12 protein-coding genes, 1 tRNA gene and 1 pseudogene are annotated in these 22,161 nt (G+C 37.7%); 10 read left to right on the top strand and 4 right to left on the bottom strand.

Annotation, left to right across the window (positions count from 1 at the left end; translation table 11 throughout):
- Positions 1-2 precede the first annotated feature (2 nt).
- From EJ103_RS01985 to EJ103_RS02000, 4 genes are all read right to left on the bottom strand, one after another.
- Entirely contained in the window at positions 3-7,532 is a 7,530-nt protein-coding gene (locus tag EJ103_RS01985; RefSeq protein ID WP_126005735.1) for an Ig-like domain-containing protein, read from the bottom strand.
- A gap of 86 nt (positions 7,533-7,618) precedes the next feature.
- Positions 7,619-8,749: a FecR family protein gene (locus EJ103_RS01990; RefSeq protein WP_126005737.1), complete on the bottom strand. Its 1,131-nt coding sequence runs from the start codon at positions 8,747-8,749 to the stop codon at positions 7,619-7,621.
- A gap of 11 nt (positions 8,750-8,760) precedes the next feature.
- Entirely contained in the window at positions 8,761-10,089 is a 1,329-nt protein-coding gene (locus EJ103_RS01995; protein ID WP_126005739.1) for a hypothetical protein, read from the bottom strand.
- Positions 10,090-10,323: 234 nt separating this feature from the next.
- A tRNA-His gene (locus EJ103_RS02000) sits at positions 10,324-10,399 on the bottom strand.
- Positions 10,400-10,664: 265 nt separating this feature from the next.
- Between EJ103_RS02000 and EJ103_RS02005 the strand changes: the two genes are divergently transcribed.
- The 10 genes and pseudogenes from EJ103_RS02005 to EJ103_RS02050 all read left to right on the top strand — a co-directional run bounded on the left by EJ103_RS02005 (position 10,665) and on the right by EJ103_RS02050 (position 22,026).
- Positions 10,665-11,483, top strand: coding sequence for a mechanosensitive ion channel domain-containing protein (locus tag EJ103_RS02005; RefSeq protein ID WP_024032471.1), 819 nt, complete (start codon positions 10,665-10,667; stop codon positions 11,481-11,483).
- A 190-nt stretch (positions 11,484-11,673) separates the two neighbouring features.
- Positions 11,674-12,464: pseudogene (locus EJ103_RS02010) on the top strand (DUF481 domain-containing protein).
- 178 nt (positions 12,465-12,642) lie between these two features.
- A complete protein-coding gene (locus EJ103_RS02015; protein WP_241232290.1) occupies positions 12,643-15,264 on the top strand; it encodes an SLBB domain-containing protein in 2,622 nt (873 codons plus the stop codon).
- 57 nt (positions 15,265-15,321) lie between these two features.
- Positions 15,322-16,275 carry a Wzz/FepE/Etk N-terminal domain-containing protein gene (locus EJ103_RS02020; protein ID WP_126005743.1) on the top strand — a complete coding sequence of 318 codons (954 nt, stop codon included), beginning with the start codon at positions 15,322-15,324 and terminating at the stop codon, positions 16,273-16,275.
- 81 nt (positions 16,276-16,356) lie between these two features.
- A complete protein-coding gene (locus tag EJ103_RS02025) occupies positions 16,357-17,208 on the top strand; it encodes a glycosyltransferase family 2 protein (RefSeq protein WP_164521605.1) in 852 nt (283 codons plus the stop codon).
- A gap of 159 nt (positions 17,209-17,367) precedes the next feature.
- Positions 17,368-18,450 (top strand): hypothetical protein, encoded by a 1,083-nt coding sequence (locus tag EJ103_RS02030; RefSeq protein ID WP_126005747.1) that lies wholly within the window; start codon positions 17,368-17,370, stop codon positions 18,448-18,450.
- A gap of 11 nt (positions 18,451-18,461) precedes the next feature.
- Complete coding sequence (locus EJ103_RS02035) at positions 18,462-19,670, top strand: hypothetical protein (RefSeq protein WP_126005749.1); 1,209 nt, start codon at positions 18,462-18,464, stop codon at positions 19,668-19,670.
- 56 nt (positions 19,671-19,726) lie between these two features.
- Entirely contained in the window at positions 19,727-20,542 is an 816-nt protein-coding gene (locus tag EJ103_RS02040; protein WP_126005751.1) for a glycosyltransferase, read from the top strand.
- Between the two features lie 31 nt (positions 20,543-20,573).
- Positions 20,574-21,485, top strand: a complete 912-nt coding sequence (locus EJ103_RS02045) for an NAD-dependent epimerase/dehydratase family protein (RefSeq protein WP_126005753.1) — start codon at positions 20,574-20,576, stop codon at positions 21,483-21,485.
- Positions 21,478-22,026, top strand: coding sequence for a sugar transferase (locus EJ103_RS02050; RefSeq protein ID WP_126005755.1), 549 nt, complete (start codon positions 21,478-21,480; stop codon positions 22,024-22,026). Before EJ103_RS02045 ends, EJ103_RS02050 begins: the two co-directional genes overlap by 8 nt.
- Positions 22,027-22,161 lie beyond the last annotated feature (135 nt).

Genomic DNA, 22,161 nt, shown 5'->3' on the forward strand with positions numbered 1-22,161 from the left:
TATTAATTGCGAGTCACTGCCAGATACTTGCTTGCTGCAATATATATATCTTTATTTGCATCGATATAGAGTGTTTCAAAAAACTCATTTACGCTGCCGTAGTAAGCACCGCTTGTAGCAAAGCTATTTTCTAAATTACCATCGCTTTTTAACATCGTTGCAAACGATCTTGTTACGCTTAAAGCATTAGTCGAAGATCCTACAGCAACAATATAGCCGCTGCTATCTACTGCAACATCTGCAAAGTTAATATTGATATTTAATATATCTACAGTGGTATAAATACCTTCGCTGGCAAAGCTTTCATCTAGGTAACCGTCCTGGTCTACTTTTGCTATAAAGCCTTCTTCGTTTAAACCGTTTATGAGTGTACCCGCAATAATGATGCTGCCATCGCTAAGCTCTTTTAAAGTAATGGTTTTAAACGCAACATCAATATTTAGGGCTTTACTACCATCAAGGCTAAAGCTGGTATCAATAATGCCTGCACTGCTATAGCGAGTGAGCACTAGCTTATTATTAGTATTAAGTTGTGCAATAGAGGCACTTAAAAACTTATTGGCTTGCACGCCGTTTTGTAGCTGCAATACATTCATCGATAAGTCGTCTGAGCTAACACTTAAGTCATTTATACTTGTATAGCCATTTATTGCAAAGTCGGTGTTTAAATTTGCATCACTCGTTATTGACGTTACAAAAGGCTCATTAGATGAATCGTTAAATTTGCCCGATAGCCACAGAGTGTCATTTTCATCAATAGTTGATGCATTAGCAGATTGATGACTGATAACGTTAGAGACGATGTTTATGCCTGCATTGCCGTAGCTAGTGTCAAGCGCGCCATCAGATATAGATACTCGCGCCGAAAATAGTTGCTCGTTTTGAGTATCATCAGAGGCTTCCACACCAGTAGTACCTGAGAGGATTATTTGATTACTCATAGGGGCGTATTGCACACCCGTTATTTGTGCGCCGCCATTAGCAGAACCCGAGTTTTCATCAATATTGTATACGGCGATTCCTTCATCCCCTATATTTTCATCAATATTGCCATTGTTATCAATTGAGATCATTACAGCCTCTTTCTCACCTGAAGAGCGAGTAATATATCCCCCTAAAAAGGCATTAAAGTTAACTGCGTCTACTCCGCCAACTGCAAGTAGCTCATCGTCACCTTCTTCGTCCGATAAATCTAATATAAGCGCATCGCCAGAGTTAAAACTTCCGTTATTGTTGCCATCAGGAATAAGGTATCTGATGGTTGCATCTAAATCACCTTCTTCACCTATGCTGCTTCCCACTACAAGTAAATTAGAGTTACCAAAGTTTTTAATAGCGTGCGATTCATCATCCAGGTTTTGGCCACTTACATCTACTATACCTGGGCTGCCTGATTCATAAGCGAGGGTCGATACATCAAATTTAAGGAATAAACTGTCTTTGTCTGAACCATTTACCGAGTAGCCAACGCCTTGTATTTTATTGTCGGTGAACTCAAGGTCGTTTATTACAGATTCACTAGCCAGTGTTGTACATTTAGTACCGCTGTTAGCGTCGCCAGAGTTAGTACTTATAACGCCTGCAGCACTCATTTTTAATAAACATGCTTCAGTTTCTGAGCCATTAAAGCTTGAATAACCTATAAATAACTCGCCATTACCAGAGATAATAGCCGTGCCTGTTTCATCTTCACCAAAATCTATCGTTTTAAAGCCGCTGCTATTAAATGCAGTGTTTAAATCGCCCGTATTGGTATAAGAAACAACAACGATATCTGTATCTGTGTTGTTATTGTAACCTACAAAATAAAGGTTAGTGTTAAGCTCAATGCTATCGTTAAATTCACCGTTTGAAAAAACGCTCGAAAGATCTAACTGTTCGCTAATCGCTCGTCCAAATGTATCATCTTCTACAGGAATTAATGGGTCTTCTTCATCCGTAATATTCACATTAATGGTTATTGTAGTGGTTTCATTTGGAGAGCCGTTATCGGTAATATCAATATTAACTGTGTGCTGTGTAGCTATTTCAAAATTAAAGGCACTGTTGCTATTTACGGTTAACAACCCGCTATTGCTATCAATATTAAATAAAGAGGTTTCGCCACCGCTTAGGCTAAATGTGAGGGTGTCATTTTCAATATCAGACGCTGTTATAGTACCAATTGTTTCTCCATCAGTGGCATTTTCACCAATAGCAAAAGTTTGATTTACTGCCGTTGGAGCATCGTTAATTGCTACAATTGTAATAGTTAAATTACCTTGCACCTCATCAGTACCATCACTTAACGTGTAGGTGAGTGTTGCTGTACTTTCGTTGTTTAAGGCGGGGGTATATTTAATCTCATTATTTTCAACGCTCGCTGTACCAATATCTGCTGTAACGGCTGTTATAGCTAGGGTATCGGTTGCATCTGCATCGGTGTCGTTGCTTATAACGTCAATGGTTGTTTCGGGAGCATCTTCATTGATAGTTGCTGTATCAGGTTGCGCTACAGGCGCATCATTTACAGGGGTTACATTAATGGTTAATGTTCCCGCAGCAGTGTCTGTACCATCGCTTAGGATATAATTTACGATTACTTGGCCATTAAAGTTAGCTTCTGGCGTGTAAATAACATTAGCACCAGAGCTAGAAATGGCGCCAACATCAGCATTTACCGAAGTAATAGAAAGAGTATCGTTTTCTATATCTGTATCGTTGCTCAGCACATTTATATTTGTTGCTGCGGCATCTTCTAAAATAGTGGCAGTATCTGGGTTGGCAACTGGTGCATCGTTCACTGGGGTTACCGTAATAGTTAACACGCCATTGGCTGTATCGGTGCCATCACTTAGGGTGTAAGTTACACTAGCCTGACCGCTAAAGTTTGCATCTGGGGTATAAATTACATCACCTGCAGAGCTTGTCACCGTGCCCGATGTGGCAGTTACAGCACTAATAGAAAGTGTATCGTTTTCTACATCTGTATCGTTGCTCAATACATTTATACTAGTTGCTGAGGCATCTTCTAAAATAGTGGCAGTATCTGGGTTGGCAACTGGTGCATCGTTCACTGGGGTTACCGTAATAGTTAACACGCCATTGGCTGTATCGGTGCCATCACTTAGGGTGTAAGTTACACTAGCCTGACCGCTAAAGTTTGCATCTGGGGTATAAATTACATCACCTGCAGAGCTTGTCACCGTGCCCGATGTGGCAGTTACAGCACTAATAGAAAGTGTATCGTTTTCTACATCGGTGTCGTTGCCCAACACATTAATATTTGTTGCTGCGGCATCTTCTAAAATAGTAGCTGTATCAGGGTTTGCAACTGGCGCATCGTTCACTGGGGTAACCGTAATAGTTAACACGCCATTGGCTGTATCAGTGCCATCAGTTAGGGTGTAATTTATAGTGGCTTGACCATTAAAGTTTGCATCTGGAGTATAAATTACATCACTTGCAGAGCTTGTTACCGTGCCCGATGTGGCAGTTACAGCACTAATAGAAAGTGTATCGTTTTCTACATCAGTGTCGTTGCCCAACACATTAATATTTGTTGCTGCGGCATCTTCTAAAATAGTGGCAGTATCTGGGGTTGCTACCGGCGCATCGTTCACTGAATTGATTGTGATATTAAGTGTAGCTGATGTAGCCGCCTCGCCATCACTAATTGTATAGGTAACAACTGCAGTGCCGTTATAATCAGCTTGCGGTGTATATTGTATTTGATTAGCCACAATGGTTGCGCTTCCTGAGTCAGCAGAAACCGTGGTAATAGTGAGTGAGTCGCCCTCAGTGTCAGTATCATTAGCCACTACATTTACAGTAGTCGAGCTGTCTTCATTTATTGTGGCTGTATCAGGGTTGGCAACTGGCGCATCGTTTACCGGTGTAACCGTAATATTAAGTACCCCAGAGGCTGTATCGGTGCCATCACTTAGGGTGTAATTTATAACTGCTTGACCGTTAAAATCGGCTTCTGGAGTATAAGCAAGGTTGCTACCGGCTACCGAAACGCTACCAGTATTGGTACTTGCATCGCTTATCGTGAGCGAGTCATTTTCAGGGTCTGTGTCGTTACTTAATACATTAATGTTTGTTGTTACGGCATCTTCTAAAATGGTGGCAGAATCAGGGTTTGCAATTGGGGCATCGTTAACGGGCGTTACTGTTATTGTTAGTACGCCCATAGCCGTATCAGTACCATCACTTAGGGTATAATTTACCGTTACTTGGCCATTAAAATTGGCCTCAGACGTGAAGATTACATCATTACCTGTACTTGTAACTGCACCTGATGTGGTCGTTAGCGCACTAATAGAAAGAGCGTCGTTTTCTTCATCTGTATCATTGCCAAGTACGTTAATATTTGTTGCTGCAGCATCTTCTAAAATAGTCGCTGAGTCGGGGTTAGCAACAGGTGCATCGTTAACTGCTGTTACCGTTACCGTAAGCACACCTGCGGCGGTAGTCGTGCCGTCAGTAAGTGTGTAATTTACAACGGCTTGGCCGTTAAAGTTTGCCTCAGGTGTGTAAACTAGGTTACTGCCAGACACCGATACTGAGCCGGTGCTTGCACTTGCTGTGCTAATAGCAAGGGGGTCGTTGTCTACATCTGTGTCGTTAGCTATTACGTTAATACTCGTTGGCGCAGCATCTTCTAAAATGGTTGCGGTATCAGGGTTTGCTACCGGCGTATCATTAACAGAGGTAATTGTTACTGTAAGTACCCCAGAAGCACTTTGCGTACCGTCGGTTATTGTATAGCCGACTGTTGCAGTGCCATTATCGTTTTCTGTAGGGGTATATTGAATTTGAGAATTTACAATTGAGACACTGCCAATATCACTGCTAGCAGAGCTAAGAGTTAAGGTATCACCATCTATGTCTGTGTCGTTACTTAATACATTTATTAAGGTAGCAGTAGCGTCTTCTGTAATGGTAATGCTATCGGCATTTGCTATGGGTGCATCATTAACTGGCGAAATGGTTACTTGTAAATTAGCCGTTGCTTCTGCGCCGTTATTATCGGATACACTGTACGTTACAATTGCCACGCCATGAGTGTTAGGTGCAGAGCTATACTGAATTTTATTATCAACAATGCTGGCTGAACCAAATTCGGTGCCAACACTTGTTATAGTTAAATTGTTACTGTCTATATCAGTATCGTTGGCAAGCACATCAACTAAAATTGGCGATGCATCTTCTTGCATTGCGGCGCTATCAGCCACCGCAATGGGGGCATCGTTAATCGGTATAATAATGAGGGTGGCTATTGCGCTACTTTGAGCTGGCGTGCCATCGGCAATGCCATCAGAAATCGTATAGTTTAGGGTTACTTCACCAAAGTAATTGGGCTCAGGTGTATACTCAATTTTATTGTTTACAATGCGTGCGCTGCCGATTGTATTTGTAACATTAGTAAGGGTAAGTGTATCGCCGTTGGCATCTGTATCGTTTTCTAATACGTTTAACAAAGTAGCTGGGCTGTCTTCTAATATCGTATATTCATCATCATTAGCTTCAGCAGGGGAGTTAGACCCTGTTTTACTTAACACAACTTGTGCTGTGGATGTTAGCCCTTGTTCATTTGAAACTGAATAAGTAAAACTATCAACATCTAATGCATCTGAATCGGGTTGATAGGAAAATGACCCATTAACGTTAAGTGCTAAAGTACCGCTTTGTACGTTAACTACGGGAGTGGTGTTAACGGTGAGATTACCTGGCTCTATGTTTACATCGTTTTTAAGTAAGCCATTTTCAGCTGAAATAACCAATGTTTGATTATACTGAAATTGGTATTCATCATTTTGAGCATTAGGGGTATCAGGCGTGCTATTTATTGTGAGTGTTGCCGTTGCAGTGGCCGTGGCACCGAAATTGTCGATCACTTGGTATTGAAATTCATCGATACCGTAGTAGTTAGCATCAGGAATATATGAAAAACTACCATCGGTAGCCAATTGCAATTGCCCATGGGCAGGTGAAACAATATAAGTATCATCAATGATGAAAGTATCATTATTAGGGTCTGTGTCGTTAGCAAGTAAACCCTGGTTTGCATCAACTAAAAGTGTGGTATCTTCATCTACACTATAGCTATCGTTTGCAGCAGTAGGCGGGCTATTTTGATCCAGTGCATTAATTGTAACACTTGCAATAGCCTCAGCACCTTGAGCATCAAAAATACGGTACTGAAAACTATCAGTGCCTTGCATATTTGCACTACCTACATATTCAAAGCTGCCATCAGCAACAAGTGTGAGAGTACCCTTACTCGGTAGGCTAACAGGCGTTGTATCTAGAGTGAGCAGATCTTGGTCTATATCGCTGTCGTTATTTAATAAGCCGGGGGCGCCAACTAATAACGTTCCGTCAGCACTTATATTGTATGTGTTATTAAGGGCTATGGGGGCATCGTTTACAGCATTAATCGTTATTTCTACAATACCGGTATCTGTCATCCCAAGTTCATTAATTACTTGGTAACTAAATGCATCAATGCCGTTAAAGTTAGCTCGTGGCGTATAAGTAAAATCACCGCTTTCGCTGAGTGAAATACTGCCATGCTGAGGGGTAACTAAAGGGGTTGTGTTTATATATAGCTCCCCATGGTACTCATCAGTGTCGTTAGTTAAAACGTTGCCTTGTAAGGCTTGATCTTCATTAACTAAAAATTGATCGTTTACCGCTTTTGGCGCAAAGTTTAGCTCTCCTCCTTGCGGTGCTACGTTAATTAACTCAGCAAAGCCACTTTCACCACTGCCATCTACACCAGTTATTAAAACTTGATAGCTTTTATCAGCTAATAGGTTGTCTATACTAAAGCTAGAGCCAGATACGCTCAAAAACTGCTGGCCATTTTCTAGCGTATTTATATTGCTGGTGGTAATGCCAGCTTCGGTTGCTAAGTAAATATTGTAGCGGTTTAAGTTTTCGCTTTCTTGCCACGCTAAATTAATCGTTTGTCCGTCTCGCTGTGCAGTTGTGCCTTCTATTTGGTAGGGTTGCCAATTAGCCGTCACTGCGTCTGCAAGTACCTGGTTGTTAAGGCTATCGGTAATCCATATCTCTAAACGTAGATCACCAGGATCAACGCCATAAAAGTAAGGGCTCAACCCTATAACCGACTGCTCAAAATCTGTTCCACATGCTTGTGTGCAAAGTGCTAGGCTTTTATTTACACTCGGCAGTACTAAATTTACTGCGCTAATGCCATCGGGATCAGATACGCTAAGTAAAAAAGTGATATTGCCTTGTATCACTTCATTAATTTGCGAAAGAGTTATTGTAGCTTGAGAGTTTGCAACCGTTGTGCCTACAACCCCTCTGCTAGAGGCCACAGCACCCGACACCTGTGTTTTAGTAACAACAGAGTTACCCGTTATACCTGTAAGGTTTATCGGTGTAGCAGAAGGGGTGGGTGTAACTTGTTCTACTGGTAGCTGTTCTGAGTCTTGTTGAGCTGTCTCATCGGAGCCTCCACATGCACTAAGCAAAAAAACCATTGAACCGAGCAAAAAAAGGTTCTTTGCTGTCATTCTACATACTCCAATAAAAAGCTTTATATTCAAGTTACTTAACCTGAATACTAGTTAAGAAAATTATTACCCACAGTGCAGGTTACTTAAGGTTCTAATCTAAAGTCGCCACCGGCATTTACAGCAGGGTTATTAATTTCACTAAGGCTAAAATCACCCGTGATGGTATCTATGTCATTTAAAAACACAGCATCAATTTGGCCAGTTGCTTTATTGTTGTTATGAGAAGCAAATGTAACGGCTAAATCTAGTTTGGTTAAATCAATTAAGCCGCTGTAAGCTGCGTACCAGTTGCCGCCAGCATCATTAAAGCTAATTTCACCATCGGGAACTGTGCCGTTATCAAAATCTACCGACATAGACATAGAAAAATCACTGACTACTCCTAGGCTCGACGACACATCAAAACTGGTTGCTTGGTAATTAAAAACACCTTGGCGCTGCGCGATTTGGTCAATTAAGGTTGCATCATTTACCGCCTGAAATTGCTGCTGAGCATAAACATCAGTTATTGATATATCGGCATCTGTCGTTTTTTCTGAAGTATTGTTTTGTACTATTGATTGCTGTTCTGTTGGTTGCTCAGCACTTGTGTCATCACTAATAGTCGCTATGGTTTGGGTAAAAACAGCAGGTGCCTGAGTTGTTTTAATCACGCGTCCTAATGAGGTAACCTGCGCAAAAGAAAAAGGCTCATTACTACCAAGGGATACAACGCTTTGATCTTCTAGTGTTAAATCTATTGCGCCATCCCAAACAGCTACATACATATCACCATCTATAAGCTGTAGTTCAAAATGGGTACCGCGAATACCAATTGATCCAACCGGTGTTTTAACACTGAACGCGCCACCATTTTTTTTAATAACACCCGAAATAGAACGCAGCCCGCCCTTTATTAGCTCAATAGAGGCAGAGCCTTGCTGAGTCATTGTATTAAACTCATAGTTAGCAATATTTAGCTCAGAGTTTTCTTTTAATGCTATTAAGCCGCCATCAGACATTGAAAATTGCGCTTTGCTTTTTTCGCCAGTCGTTATTTTATCAACGCCATATACCGTGTCGCGTCGCTTAAGTGTTCGTTGTTGAGCGGATTCGGCATCTGTAGCAAGTACAGCGCCCCGGGCTAAAATAGTTTTTCCTGCAACAGTTGTGCTCGCTTGAGAATAAAAACTCACACAAAGTAAGGTGGTTAATACCGGAATTAAATGTTTCATAAGTACCTTAATTAGAATGAGTAACTTGCGCTTATATTGGTATCAAAGCGATCGTATTCGAACAAAGAAATATCACTGGTTTTGTCTTGGTAGTTCAATGCTAATTGCAACGCTAAACTTTTATTAACTAAGTAGCGTAACGAGCTAGAAAGTATCAATAGGTTATCGCTTCGCTCTTGAAGAAATAGCGGGTGCTCATCCTGATATTCAATCCATTGATACCCTGTTTGTGCAGAGACTTGCCATTGTTGGCTAAGTAATGCATTTATTTGGTAATAAATTCCGCTAATGCTTCTTGCATTAAACTCACCTTGGTCAATGTTAGCGCTTTCATTTTTAAAGTTTGCGCTAACGCTTTGGTACCATTTTTGAGACAGATAACTTGCACCTATATTAAGAGTGTAAAAGGAGTTATCTAGTTTCTCATCAAATGTATTATTCATAAGGCCAATTGATAGCGCTCCAAATACACTTAATTGTTTATCAAACTGGTAACTAGCGCCACTTGTTAATGATGTCTCGGTTCTGTATAGCTCGCCATCTAACAGTAAAGGCGTAATACCAGCTTGCAAATACCACAGGGTATTATCATTTATCTTTTGTTGGTATCGACCTGATATATTGGTATTAATACGGTCGTATTCAGATAGCTCATTAAATTTATACCAATCGGTATTTACACCTAAAGCAAAAGAGCTTCGCTGGTCAATGGGGTGAAAGTACCGCCCTTTATAATTTAGCTTTATATAATTATCGTCGGTGCTTTTACTTTCTGGTGATAGTAAAAACTCACCCAAATTAGGGATTAAAATTGTATCCTCAGAGGTGCCTGCATTAACGTTACCATCTACACCATATGCAAGCTCAATGCTCTGATCATATGTACGCTCTGTTAAGCGCTGCTTGTGCTGTGATGTTGCTAATAAAGAACGAGCCGCTTTTTTTACACCCTCTGGTGAAGTATCAGTATTAATTAATAAAGTCGCTTGAGCGTTAGCTGCAGGTAAATTATTGGCAGCAATATAAGATTTTACTAAATATAAACGTGCTTCATACCACTGTGGTTTTGCTTCTATTACTCGCTCAAAAGCAAATACCGCCGGAGCAGAAAGACCAGAATTTAGTGCTGAAACCCCAAGCAAATAGTCAAAGTCAGGTTCGCCCAAATATTTATAGTGTTTTTGACTGCTTTTGTATGCTTCATCAAATTGCTTTTGCGAAATTAAATATTGCAGTTCACCAAGTAGCTTTACATAGGAAATATTATTTTGAGCTTTTGCATTCAAACTAGCAAAAGAAAGGTAACCAAGTAATAAAATAAAAATAGCGTGTTTGATCATGCTCGTTAGAATATCCCAAGAAGAAGTGGTGGTTTGCTAATACTAAATGCTATTAAACGTTAATAAGGTAGCACTTTCTGTTTATATGTAAAGTATATTGGTGCATTATTGTGCGATTGTAAACAGCAAACTAATTAGTATCTGATCAAGTAAGATATTCGGTAAATTAGATAGATGAGTAAATTTAGATTGAAAAAACGAACGGAGGATAAAACAGGAACAAAAGGAAAAGAATGGGGCGATTGACGGGGCTTGAACCCGCGACAACCGGAATCACAATCCGGGGCTCTACCAACTGAGCTACAACCGCCACTACACACCTCGTTTGGTGTGGCGCGCATAATACATAATATTATAATTGTTGTGAAGCCTAAAATTAAAAAAAATCAAAAAAAAATAAATATTTCATAAAATTGCCCACTAATCAGTAAAGGTTCATAAAGAGTGTGTAACGTAATAGCGCTGACAATAAAAACTATTTTGTAGTGATAATTTACTATTTAATGAGAATAAAATGTAAATTAATGTATACTCACTTGCGGGAAATTGCTTAATAAAAACTATTTGGAGTTACTATGGATTCAATACTTACTTGGCTAAACGAAAACTCAGGCCTAATTTTACACTACGGTATTCAAGCAGTTATTGCGCTTGTTATCTTTTTACTTGGTAGCCGTATTGCCAAGTTTTGTGCAGGTTTAACAGAAAAAACATTCGATAAAAAGAAAGTTGATAAAGCTGTAGGCTCATTTGTATCGAGTATAGTTTATGCCATCGTATTTGCTGCCACTATTTTAATGGCACTTTCGCAAATCGGTATAGAAACAACCTCGTTTATTGCTATTTTAGGTGCGGCTGGCCTAGCTGTTGGTTTAGCGCTGCAAGGTTCGCTGTCTAACTTTGCATCTGGCGTACTTATTATATTACTTCGTCCATTTAAATCAGGTGAGTTTGTTGAAGCTGGCGGTAAAATGGGCACAGTTAAAAAAATTGAAATATTCTCTACAGAGCTTCGCACCCCAGATAACAAAGTAATTATCGTACCAAATTCACAAATTATGTCTGGTGCTATTACTAACTTCTCGCGTGAGTCTACTCGCCGTATCGATTTAGTAATTGGTGTAGGTTACGATGCTGACTTACGTAAAACAAAAGAAGTATTACAGTCAGTACTTGACGCAGAGACTCGTTTACTTAAAGATCCAGCATACACTGTTGCAGTTTCTGAACTTGCAGACTCAAGCGTAAACTTTATTGTGCGTCCTTGGGTAAACTCTGGTGATTACTGGCCAACGTACTGGGCATTATTAGAGAACATTAAAATTGCATTAGATGATGCAGACATTACAATCCCATTTCCACAAATGGATGTACATTTACACAAGCAAGACTAATACAAATCCGCAATAATACTTAATCATTTTGCGGGGTTAAACGTGTCGCTAGCTGCGTTAAAAAATTCTCATTTAGAACAACTAAATAGCGAATTTTTTGCCTGGCTATCAACACGTTTTTCCAGCCTCAAAATAGATTACTTAATTAAGCGAATTAGTATAATTTTTAGGATTAAATAGGTTATTTTTAATGAAATTAAAGCTTTTAACACTGTTAGTTGCAGCATCTGCTGCAACTAACGCATTCGCTGAAGACGCAGAGAAAAAAACGTGGGAAGTAACAAGCGAGCTAGGTGCTATTGTCACTAGTGGTAACACTGAAACTACAACGTTAAAAGGCGGTTTAAAGGAATTACATCACCTAGAAAACTGGAATAACGAGTACAAAATCGACGGCATCTATAAAGAAGATGAAGTAGAGGATGACAACGGCGACAAAGACAAGCAGCGTACGAACGAAAAGTACTCTGCATCTGCGCAAGGTAATTACAAATTAAATGAAAAGAATTCTCATTTATTCATTTATTCATTTATGGTTCACACGTTTCAGACTACTTTGGCGCGTATAGAACTGAATCTGTAATTTCTGCTGGTTACGGCTTACGTTTAATTGACCAACCAGATATGTGGTTAAATGCAGAGTTTAGTCCGGGTTACAAATTTTTTGAATACTCAGACGACAGCACGCAAGTTGATGACGACGGTAACCTACTTGCAGGCGAAAGCGACAGTGAAGTAATTGCTTTAGGTAAACTTGATTACAACTGGCAGATTTCAGACAGTGCACGTTTTACTCAACTTGTATCAGTTGAGTACGGTGACTCAAACACCAAAACGCGTTCAGAAACTGCATTGCTAGCAAAAATAAATGGCTCGCTGCAAATGAAAGTCGCTTTTAATGTTACCAACAACTCAGATGTTGCTGATGACGAAGAAAGCACAGATACAGAAACGTCATTAACGTTAGTTTACAGTTTTTAACCAAAAACCGTATTTAATGACATTTAAGTGACAAAAGGGACGAAAGTCCCTTTTTTATTTGTTTAGATTTAATGTATTATAGCCACCAATTTTGGTTGTAGACCTAGGGATATACCTACTCGTGAAAGTTTTTACACAATTTTTTAGTGCTTTTATTCTACTTTGTAGTTTTAGTACCATGGCTTTTACGCCAACGGCCTCACAAATTGAGCAATTTAAAAAATTGCCAAAAGCCCAGCAAGAAGCCCTAGCAAAACAATACGGTGTAGATATTTCTACGATCACCGGCGCTAATCAATCAAATGACGAAAACTCAAATGAGCAGCAGTCAACTATCGGCGAACGCCCAGAAAAAGAACAAGAAGACTTAACTGACGAAGAGCGTTTTAAGCCAAAAACAGAAGAATTAAAGCCTTACGGCTACGAGCTTTTTGCCGGTGAACCCACCACATTTATGCCAAGTGAAAATGCAGCCGTACCTGACACTTATATAGTAGGTCCAGGGGATCAACTAAAAATTAACTTTTACGGTAAAGAAAGCGATAGTTTTGATGTAACTATTGACCGTGAAGGGCGTATTAGCATTCCCGATTTAAGCCCTGTAGAAGTAGCAGGCTTAACATTTGCCGAAATTAAAGAGCTAATAAAAGTAAAAGTTGAGCAAGAAGTAATCGGTGTAAAAGCCTTTGTTTCACTGGGCCAACTGCGAAGTATGCGCATACTTGTATTAGGTGAGGCCTACAAACCAGGCAGCTACAGCGTATCGTCTTTAACAACCGTATCACATGCTTTGTTTGTAAGTGGTGGTGTGTCTGAAATTGCTTCACTGCGTAACATACAAGTAAAACGCGCTGGTAAAACAGTAGCTAATTTCGACCTTTACGATTTACTAATCAATGGCGATAGCAGCAACGATATAGTACTAAAGCCTGGCGATGTCGTTTTTGTACCACCAGTAGGTGCCCAAGTTACTGTAGATGGCTTAGTTAAACGCCCTGCAATATTTGAACTTAAAAAAGGCGAAACAGCTAAGCAGTTACTCACTATGGCAGGGGGCCTAAAACCGGGTGCTTATGCTAAAAATGCAGTGGTAGAGCGTTTCAATTTTGATCGCAAAGAAGTGCTATCAGTAGACTTTACTAAGCCACAAATTAACTACATCCCGCAAGATGGCGACCGTGTACGCTTTAATTCTGTAAGCTCACAATACCAAAACTCTATTAGCTTAATTGGTGCTGTAGCGCGACCAGGGAATTATCAATGGTATCAAGGTAAACGTATTTCAGATGTTTTAAAATCAGTACGTGGCGATTTGTTGCCACAAGCAGATTTAAGCTACGGCCTAGTTATTCGCGAAATTAACATAAATGGTGATATAGAAGCGCACCAATTTGATGTAGCACAAGCCATTATTAAAAACCCTGAAAACAATTTAGCATTAAAAGCTAATGACAAAATCATAGTATTTAGCCGTTTTGAAGAAAAAGAAGCTGAAAAATCAGCACTTGCTAATATGGCGTTGAGCCAAGAGCAACAAGAACAACAGCTTAAAGCTGAGCAATGGCATACATATCAGCAAAAAGAGTTTGAAAAATACATCGGTATAAACCAAGAAGTAGAAGAGTTTATTTTTGAAGAAAATAAAGCCCTCACAATAGCCGAAATTTCAAAACGTAAAGCAAAAGAAGAAGCCGAGCTTGAGTTAAAGCCTGAAGATTACGCTTTATTTAGCCGCCATAACCTTTTAGCCCCCATTATTGCCAAATTTAAGCAGCAAGCCTCAGTTGAGCAGGCTATGCAGCTAGTAGAAATTAGCGGCAACGTTACATTCCCAGGTGTTTACCCGTTAATGGTAGGCGGTGATGTACGTGATTTAGTAACCGCAGCAGGTGGCTTGCTAGAATCTGCCTACGTAAAACAAGCTGAGATTACGCGTATTGTTGCAAGTGACGCGTCTAAAATAGAACACTTACGTTTAGACCTTGAAAGTGCAATGCGTGGTGATTTACAAAGCAACATTACATTGCAAAGTAAAGACAGCATTAACGTATTCGCTATCCCAAATTGGCAAGAAAACGTAAAAGTAGAGCTTAAAGGTGAGCTAAGGTTCCCTGGTACATACACAATTCGCCGCGGCGAAACACTAACTGAGTTACTTGAGCGTGCAGGCGGCTTCTCTGAGTTTGCAGAACAAAAAGCAGCTGTATTCACCCGTGCCTCAATTAAAGAACAAGAACAACAACAGCTAGCTCGCTTATCAACCGAGTTACGTCGTGATATTGCATCAAAGAGCTTTCAAAACTCAGTAAGTAGTAATTCACTTTCTTATGACGAAATGAATAAGTTATTAAATGACTTAGCGAGTGTTGAAGCGGTAGGGCGTTTAGTTATCGACTTACCACTTATTGTTGAAAACAAACAAAACTTAGTGCTTCAAGACGGAGATGTTTTATATGTGCCAAGCAAGCGTGACTCGATTAGCGTAATAGGTGAAGTTAATTACTCTACCTCTCATTTATACAAAGCAGGTATAAGTGTTGATGAATACATTGATTTAAGTGGTGGTCTTAAAGATCGCGCTGATGAAGACAGTATTTACATAATTAAAGCAAATGGCTCAGTAAAAATACCAAACACAGGCGGCTGGTTTGCTGCTAATAATTCAGAACAGTTAGAGGCTGGTGATACAATCGTCATACCTATGAACGCAGATCATATGGACAAGCTGACTTTATGGAGTACTGCAACTCAAATACTATACCAATTAGGTGTAGCAGTAGCCGCAATCAGCAGCATATAGGAAATGGTGTTTTAAATCTGTTTATCTAATTTGAATAATTTAAGTGAAAATTAAGTAATGACTAAACATAATATAAAGGGTGAATATGAAACAGGAGTTTCATATAACCAAGATGATGAATTAGATATTCGTGATTTAATCGCCAGCATATGGCGTGGAAAGTTACTTATAATTATTGTATCGAGTATTTTTGCAGTGTTGTCTGTTTTTTACGCTATTAATTTACCAAATATTTATAAAGCAGAGGCTGTACTTATTCCTGCTGAGTCTAAACAGTCAAATGGTTTAGCTGGCTTAGCAAGTCAGTTTGGTGGTTTAGCTGGGATAGCAGGTGTTGACCTTGGCAGTGGCGGAGCTGATAAAACTCAACTCGCGCTTGAAATTCTACAATCGCGAAAGTTTACAAGTAGCTTTATAGAGAAGCATTCAATATTACCCGATTTGATGGCGGCTAAAAGCTGGAGTGTTGACAGTGGTGAGCTGTCATATAATGAAGAAATTTATGCTGTTTCCGAAAATAAGTGGTTAAGAAAAGTTAAAGCCCCTAGAAATGCAGAGCCCTCGATGCAGGAAGCTTATAAAGTTTTTTCTAAAATAGTCAGTACAAACTCAGATCCAGAGAGTGGGACTATTACGCTCTCAGTAGAGCACATCTCCCCATTTGTAGCTCAACAGTGGGTCAATTGGTTAGTTGAAGATATAAACTCTGAGGTTAAACAGCGAGATGTTACAGAAGCGGTTAAAAGTACTGAATTTCTAACAGAGCAATTAGAAAAAACAAGAGTTTCAGATATTCGAAGTGTTTTATACAAGTTAGTAGAAGAACAAACAAAGACAATTATGTTTGCTAACGTACGTGATGAATATGCATTTAAAACGATAGATCCTGCGGTTATCCCTGAAGAAAAGTTTAAACCTAGAAGAGCAATAATTTGTATCGCTGGTACTTTGTTGGGGTTTATCCTAAGTTTTTTCTTTTTAATAATACGTTTTTTTCTCAAACAAAAATAAGCCTAAAAAGTTTTAAGCTTCATACGAGTTAGAGCTTTTTTAAGTTCTAGCTCTTTTTATATGTAACTCAAAGGCATGATGATGAGTACCAATGAACCATTAGTAAGTGTAGTAATCCCAACGTTAAACAGAACTACAATGCTTACACGCGCTATCGATTCAGTATGTCAGCAAACATATAAAAACATTGAAATTATAGTAATAGATGACTGCTCAGACGCCCCTGTTAAATTAGACAATCTAGCTTCCAAAACCCCTATACATATTTCCAGAAATGAAAAAAGATTAGGAGGAGGAGCTTCTCGGAATAAAGGTGCTAAATTAGCTAAAGGTCAATATATTGCATTTCTTGATGATGATGATCACTACCTTGCAGATAAAATCGAATTCTTACTTGCTAAATTATTAGCACAGCCTAATTTAGTTGCTGTGTTTGGACATGTTGAAGGTAGTGGTAATAAGCCTAAACACCTTGTGGACAATACATACATCGAAAGTTTTCATGCTATTGGAGGACTACATACCAACGGCTCATTAATTCAGAAAAAAGCTTTCGACGATATCATGTTTTTAGAGACTCTCCCTAAGTATCAAGATACTCAGCTACATATGGAGCTTATAAAAACTAAAAAAACTAAATATTATGAGCATACTGTAGCTTTGTGGAATAAAGATCACGGAGAAGGACAGATAACAGATTTAAAAAGTGTAAAGCAACATATTAAAGGGTTAAAAGCTTTTTATTTGTTAGAAGAGTATATAAATAGTAAATATAATCTTTCGTATTCAGAGTGTTTATATTTAATGAAAAATAAAGTTTACCTTTTGAGTAAGTGTAAAAAAAAGGACTTAATCAAAAATAATATTTCATATACGTGGTACGAAAGTATCTTGCTTTTCATTGCAGGCATATATGTTAAATTTAAATACTAAAAGCTTTTTATTATATCTACTTTTTTTAGTTAGTAGTTTTTTTTATCCAGTATTTTCATTTATATTACTTTCATGCGTAGTGCCGTTTTTTTTAAATAAAAAAACTATACTTTGATAGTTTTTTTGTTTTCACTATTTTTTATCTTTTTTGGAATGGCGATGGATCCTGTTTCATATATAGGTGATTATTCACGTTACTATTTATCATTTTATAAACCCGATATACACATCCTCGCAACAGGGAAGCTATATCGTTATAGTATATTTAATATATTGAAGTTTTTCGAAATGGGACCTCAATTTTATACGGGGCTTTCACTGTGTTTAAACTACTTTATAGTACTTGTTGTTAGCTTGAAATTTGCTATTTTGTTTTCATTTACTAGCAGCAAGAAATTGTTATTCTTTTTTTTAATTACATTTATAAGTTTACCGAGTACCGCAATTGGTAATTTTGAGTCAATGCTCTCTTTTTCATTTTCTTACATAGCTTTATACTTATTGTGTACTCAAAGAAATAAGGCTGCTTTTATTTTTGTAATCATGGCTCCTTTAATACACCCTGCTGCAGTGCTTTACTCGATAATGTACATACCAGTGTTTTTGTTTAAAAACCACTTTTATAAATATAAAACAATGTTTACTATTTTACTTCTATTAGGGATTATTGGCTTCTTATTTATACCTTTGGCTGGGGTTTTACCTTTTTTAGATCATATACAAAGAAAGCTAATCACCTTTCTTACTGGTCCATGGAGCGAGTATATAGAACGGCGTGATTTCGAATTTATTTTAATTGCATTAATTAAATTAATCGTATTCGCTTTTTCTATTTATAGAATTAGACAGGTTTATATCAAAAAATTTAAGTTCGTGTATGGTACAGCTAAGCTGAATGATAAAAAAGAATATGCAATAAAAATGCTATACAATGTAAGTCTGTATATGTTTCCAATTATACTTTTAGCAATATTTTCTAGAACATTAGCTGAACGGTATATTTACTTTGGTATGTTTTTCTTTTTACCAGTAGTGATACTGGCTACAGAAAATTTAAAAATCTTCATCAATCGTTTTTTTATATACTCAATGGTTTTTATAATATTTTTATTGCCACAAAATATCATTGTATTTGGTGTGCTTGCTCTTAAATCAACAACGCAAGAATCGCTTTCGAACAATATGTATGAACTGTTATATGAAGAATATGATAAAGCCCCACCTCCAGTTGGAAGGTTATAATAGGATCTAAAATGATAGTTGTTTATATTGATAACTTTGACAGAGCTACTTTTTTTTATCGGTTAGCTAAGGGAGTAAATAATAAACGCTTTCTCTTTTTTACTACCAAATATTCGGTTTACCAATTTTTAAAGAGAGACTTTGAAGTTGTATTATTTCATACTCACTCGAAATACCTAAATGATCCTAATGTATTAGATGAAAGTGATTTCTCAAATCTGACCTTTGTTTATCGAGGCAGCCAATCTTTAGAGCATGCAAAATCTGTTTACCAAATGATTACTGCTCAACTGGAGCATACTCAATTTAATTATAATGATATCGAAGTGGCTATTGTATTTAATGGTAATTCAGCGTCACAAAAAGCATTTATAGAGCATTTTTCCAAAGAAAATGTAAAAACATTATTTTGTGAAATTAGTAATCTACCAGGAAAAGTTATATTTGATAGGTTAGGTGTAAATGCGAAATCAAGCTTATTTTTTAATGCGGAAAAATTGGATGCGTTTCCTCCAATCAACCCTGATAAGCACCGCCAATGGGTAAATGTTTATGAAGAGTACAAAAATAATCCTATTCCGCAAGGAAAGTTAGAACCTAAATTTATTAAGGCTTATGTATTAGACTACTTTAGTAGTTTACTTGGCAAAGGCATAAGAGAAGAAGATCAGGTTTCGCTATTTAAAAAAATTTCGACTGTACTGAAATTATTTAAATCTAAATCAAGTGCTGATCTTGTCTATGACACAGGAGAGTTGAGTGCCGATTATATATTCTTTCCTACTCAAGTGAGGTACGACTCTCAGCTGATTCTAAACAGCGATATAAATAATCAGCAAGCTATAGAAAAAGCAGTGTTATTAGCCAAAGAGCGTGACTATAAGCTATATGTGAAAATTCATCCTGCGGAAACAGATCCAGAAATCTTAAAAGATTATATATCGCTTAAGAATAAATATAACTTTTTAATAGTTAACTCTAATACGACAGAGCTAATAAAAAATGCAAAAGTAGTTGTGACTATAAACTCTACCATTGGCCTAGAAGCACTTATTTATAATAAAGAGTTAAAAGTTTACGGACGAGCAATTTATAGCGATTTCAATTTTTCGAGAGTACTTAGCTATATACATAACTACTTGATAGATTTTGACTATTTTTCAGATGAATTAATAAGTGAAAAAGAATTTAATAAACTGCTTTTATTAGCAAGTAAGTAAAACCCTCAGAAAGGCCATTGTGAATTTAGGTAACTGTGTGTTTATAGGATAGATGAATGAATGATTTTTCGGTTTTAATGTCGATATACGATAAAGAAAACCCTACATATTTACATGCATGCTTTGAAAGCTTATATAGCCAAACCATGAAGGCGTCTGAGGTAGTACTTGTCCTCGATGGCCCTATTAAGGAAAGCTTAATGGAAGTCATAAATAAATGGCAGCCTTTACTTAATATGGTATTAGTGCCTCTGCAAGTAAATGTAGGTCTTGGGAATGCTTTAAACGAGGGATTGAAGGCATGCTCATACGAACTTGTGGCCAGAATGGACACTGATGACTTATGTTTACCAGAACGTTTTGAGAAGCAACTAGCTATATTTAAAGACAAGCCATCAATTACATTTTGTGGATCATTTATTGATGAAATTGAGTGTGAAAGCACAAACTATATAGCGACTCGTAATGTAAAGGAGTTCAATGATGATATTATTAAAAACTGCATTTCACGAAACCCATTTAACCATATAAGTGTGATGTTTAAAAAAAGTGCAGTTATGTCTGTAGGTAGTTATAAACATATGATGTCAATGGAAGATTGGTACTTATGGCTACGCCTACTTAGTAGTGGTTACGAAGGTTATAACATACAGCAGACACTAGTAAAGGCACGCGCAGGCAAGGAAATGATGTCTCGTCGCACTGGCTTTAAATATATAACCTACGAGGCTAAGCTTGCTAAGCAGAAAGCGAGGTTATTTCCCCAGTATGCATTAAAATCGTATTTTTATTTTATAGTCAGATCATTACCTCGTTTATTACCGCAAAAATTACTTTACTTAGTATATCTTTTTTCTCGCAGAGCAAACTAGCGAATAAAGTTATTAAAAATAGAGATTTAATATGAAAGTAGCAATTACAGGCGCAACTGGCTTTATTGGTAAAGAACTGCTTACAGGATGCCCAAGTGACATTGAACTGTTGGCATTAACCAGAAAAAGCATAAAATTAAGTAATTACATTAAATATGATGACTTATTTAACGTTAAAGCTGAGGACTTAGTTGGGTGTGAGTCGTTTGTTCATTTAGCTGGTGTAGCTCATTCAAGCGATACAACTCCAGAATCATATACTTTATACAATACTAAACTTGTGTCTTATCTAGCCAATGAAGCTGTTAAAGCAAATATAAAACGTTTTATTTTTGTTAGCACTATAGGTGTTAATGGTGTTACCTCTAATGAGGCGGCTTTCAAGCCTTATGATCAAGTAAACCCGCATAATGATTATGCTATATCGAAGTATAACGCTGAAATAGAATTGCAAAAAATAGCGTCTAATACAGGCTTGGAAGTCGTGATTATTAGACCTGTAATGGTGTATGGCAAAGAGGCCCCTGGTAGCTTTAAGTTACTGTTAAAAACAATCATGAAATTTGCTATATTACCTTTTGGATTAGTAAAAAATAAACGCAGTTTTATAGCTGTACATAACTTGGTCGACTTTATATTTTTATGTTTAAAACATGAAAATGCGCCAGGGCAAATATTTTTAGCTTCCGATAATCAGCAGGTCTCAACGAAAGAGTTTACAAACTCTATTGCTGCTGGATTAAATAAAACTATATTTCAGTTACCTATCCCTATTTTCTTAATGAAATTTGCATTTAAGCTATTAGGAAAACAATCTTTAAATAAGCAGTTGTTTGAGAATCTAGAAGTCGATTCGAGTAATATGCATGAATTACTAGGTTGGGAGCCCGTATTTACAATGGATGCAGCAATGCGCCAATTAACTAGAGAAAAACATGATTAGGATACTTGACTTATTTTTAGCGCTTTTTGGCTTAATTATTACAATGCCTTTTTTAATTATATTGTATTTAATAGGGCTCTTTGATACCGGCTCACCTTTGTTTATGCAAGAGCGTGTGGGTCGAAATAAAAAACCGTTTACCTTAGTAAAGTTCAGAACAATGAGCGTAGATACAGCCTCGGTAGCAAGCCATTTAGCAAGTACAGCATCTATCACACCATTTGGTGGCTTTTTACGTAAAACAAAATTAGATGAGCTACCACAGCTTTGGAACGTACTCAAAGGTGAAATGAGCTTAGTTGGTCCACGCCCAGGGTTATTTAACCAAGAAGAGCTGACTCAAGCTCGCGATGCTAAAGGTATCTACGATGTTCGCCCTGGTATCACAGGGTTGGCACAAGTCAATGAAATAGACATGTCTACTCCACAGCTGCTAGCTGAAACCGATGCTAGAATGATCGCCACACTTAACCTAAAAGGTTACTTTACTTATATACTACAAACCGTCGCAGGTAGCGGCAGTGGCGATAGAGTAAAATAGCTAAACTCTCATACACAAATTTACAAAAAGTAACCAAATACATAAAGACTATATAATATTTTACTTATAGTCTTTAACTATTAAGTGCAATAGCTGTTCATCTTGTAGTAAAATTGTAACCAATAGAATAGCAGT

The sequence above is a fragment of the Pseudoalteromonas sp. Xi13 genome (assembly GCF_003952205.1).
Classification (GTDB): Bacteria; Pseudomonadota; Gammaproteobacteria; order Enterobacterales; family Alteromonadaceae; genus Pseudoalteromonas; species Pseudoalteromonas atlantica.

Coding starts and splice junctions, on each gene's coding strand:
- EJ103_RS01985 (WP_126005735.1), bottom strand. CDS start 7,532: ATGACAGCAAAGAACCTTTTTTTGCTCGGTTCAATGGTTTTTTTGCTT.
- EJ103_RS01990 (WP_126005737.1), bottom strand. CDS start 8,749: ATGAAACATTTAATTCCGGTATTAACCACCTTACTTTGTGTGAGTTTT.
- EJ103_RS01995 (WP_126005739.1), bottom strand. CDS start 10,089: ATGATCAAACACGCTATTTTTATTTTATTACTTGGTTACCTTTCTTTT.
- EJ103_RS02005 (WP_024032471.1), top strand. CDS start 10,665: ATGGATTCAATACTTACTTGGCTAAACGAAAACTCAGGCCTAATTTTA.
- EJ103_RS02015 (WP_241232290.1), top strand. CDS start 12,643: ATGGCTTTTACGCCAACGGCCTCACAAATTGAGCAATTTAAAAAATTG.
- EJ103_RS02020 (WP_126005743.1), top strand. CDS start 15,322: ATGACTAAACATAATATAAAGGGTGAATATGAAACAGGAGTTTCATAT.
- EJ103_RS02025 (WP_164521605.1), top strand. CDS start 16,357: ATGAGTACCAATGAACCATTAGTAAGTGTAGTAATCCCAACGTTAAAC.
- EJ103_RS02030 (WP_126005747.1), top strand. CDS start 17,368: ATGGATCCTGTTTCATATATAGGTGATTATTCACGTTACTATTTATCA.
- EJ103_RS02035 (WP_126005749.1), top strand. CDS start 18,462: ATGATAGTTGTTTATATTGATAACTTTGACAGAGCTACTTTTTTTTAT.
- EJ103_RS02040 (WP_126005751.1), top strand. CDS start 19,727: ATGAATGATTTTTCGGTTTTAATGTCGATATACGATAAAGAAAACCCT.
- EJ103_RS02045 (WP_126005753.1), top strand. CDS start 20,574: ATGAAAGTAGCAATTACAGGCGCAACTGGCTTTATTGGTAAAGAACTG.
- EJ103_RS02050 (WP_126005755.1), top strand. CDS start 21,478: ATGATTAGGATACTTGACTTATTTTTAGCGCTTTTTGGCTTAATTATT.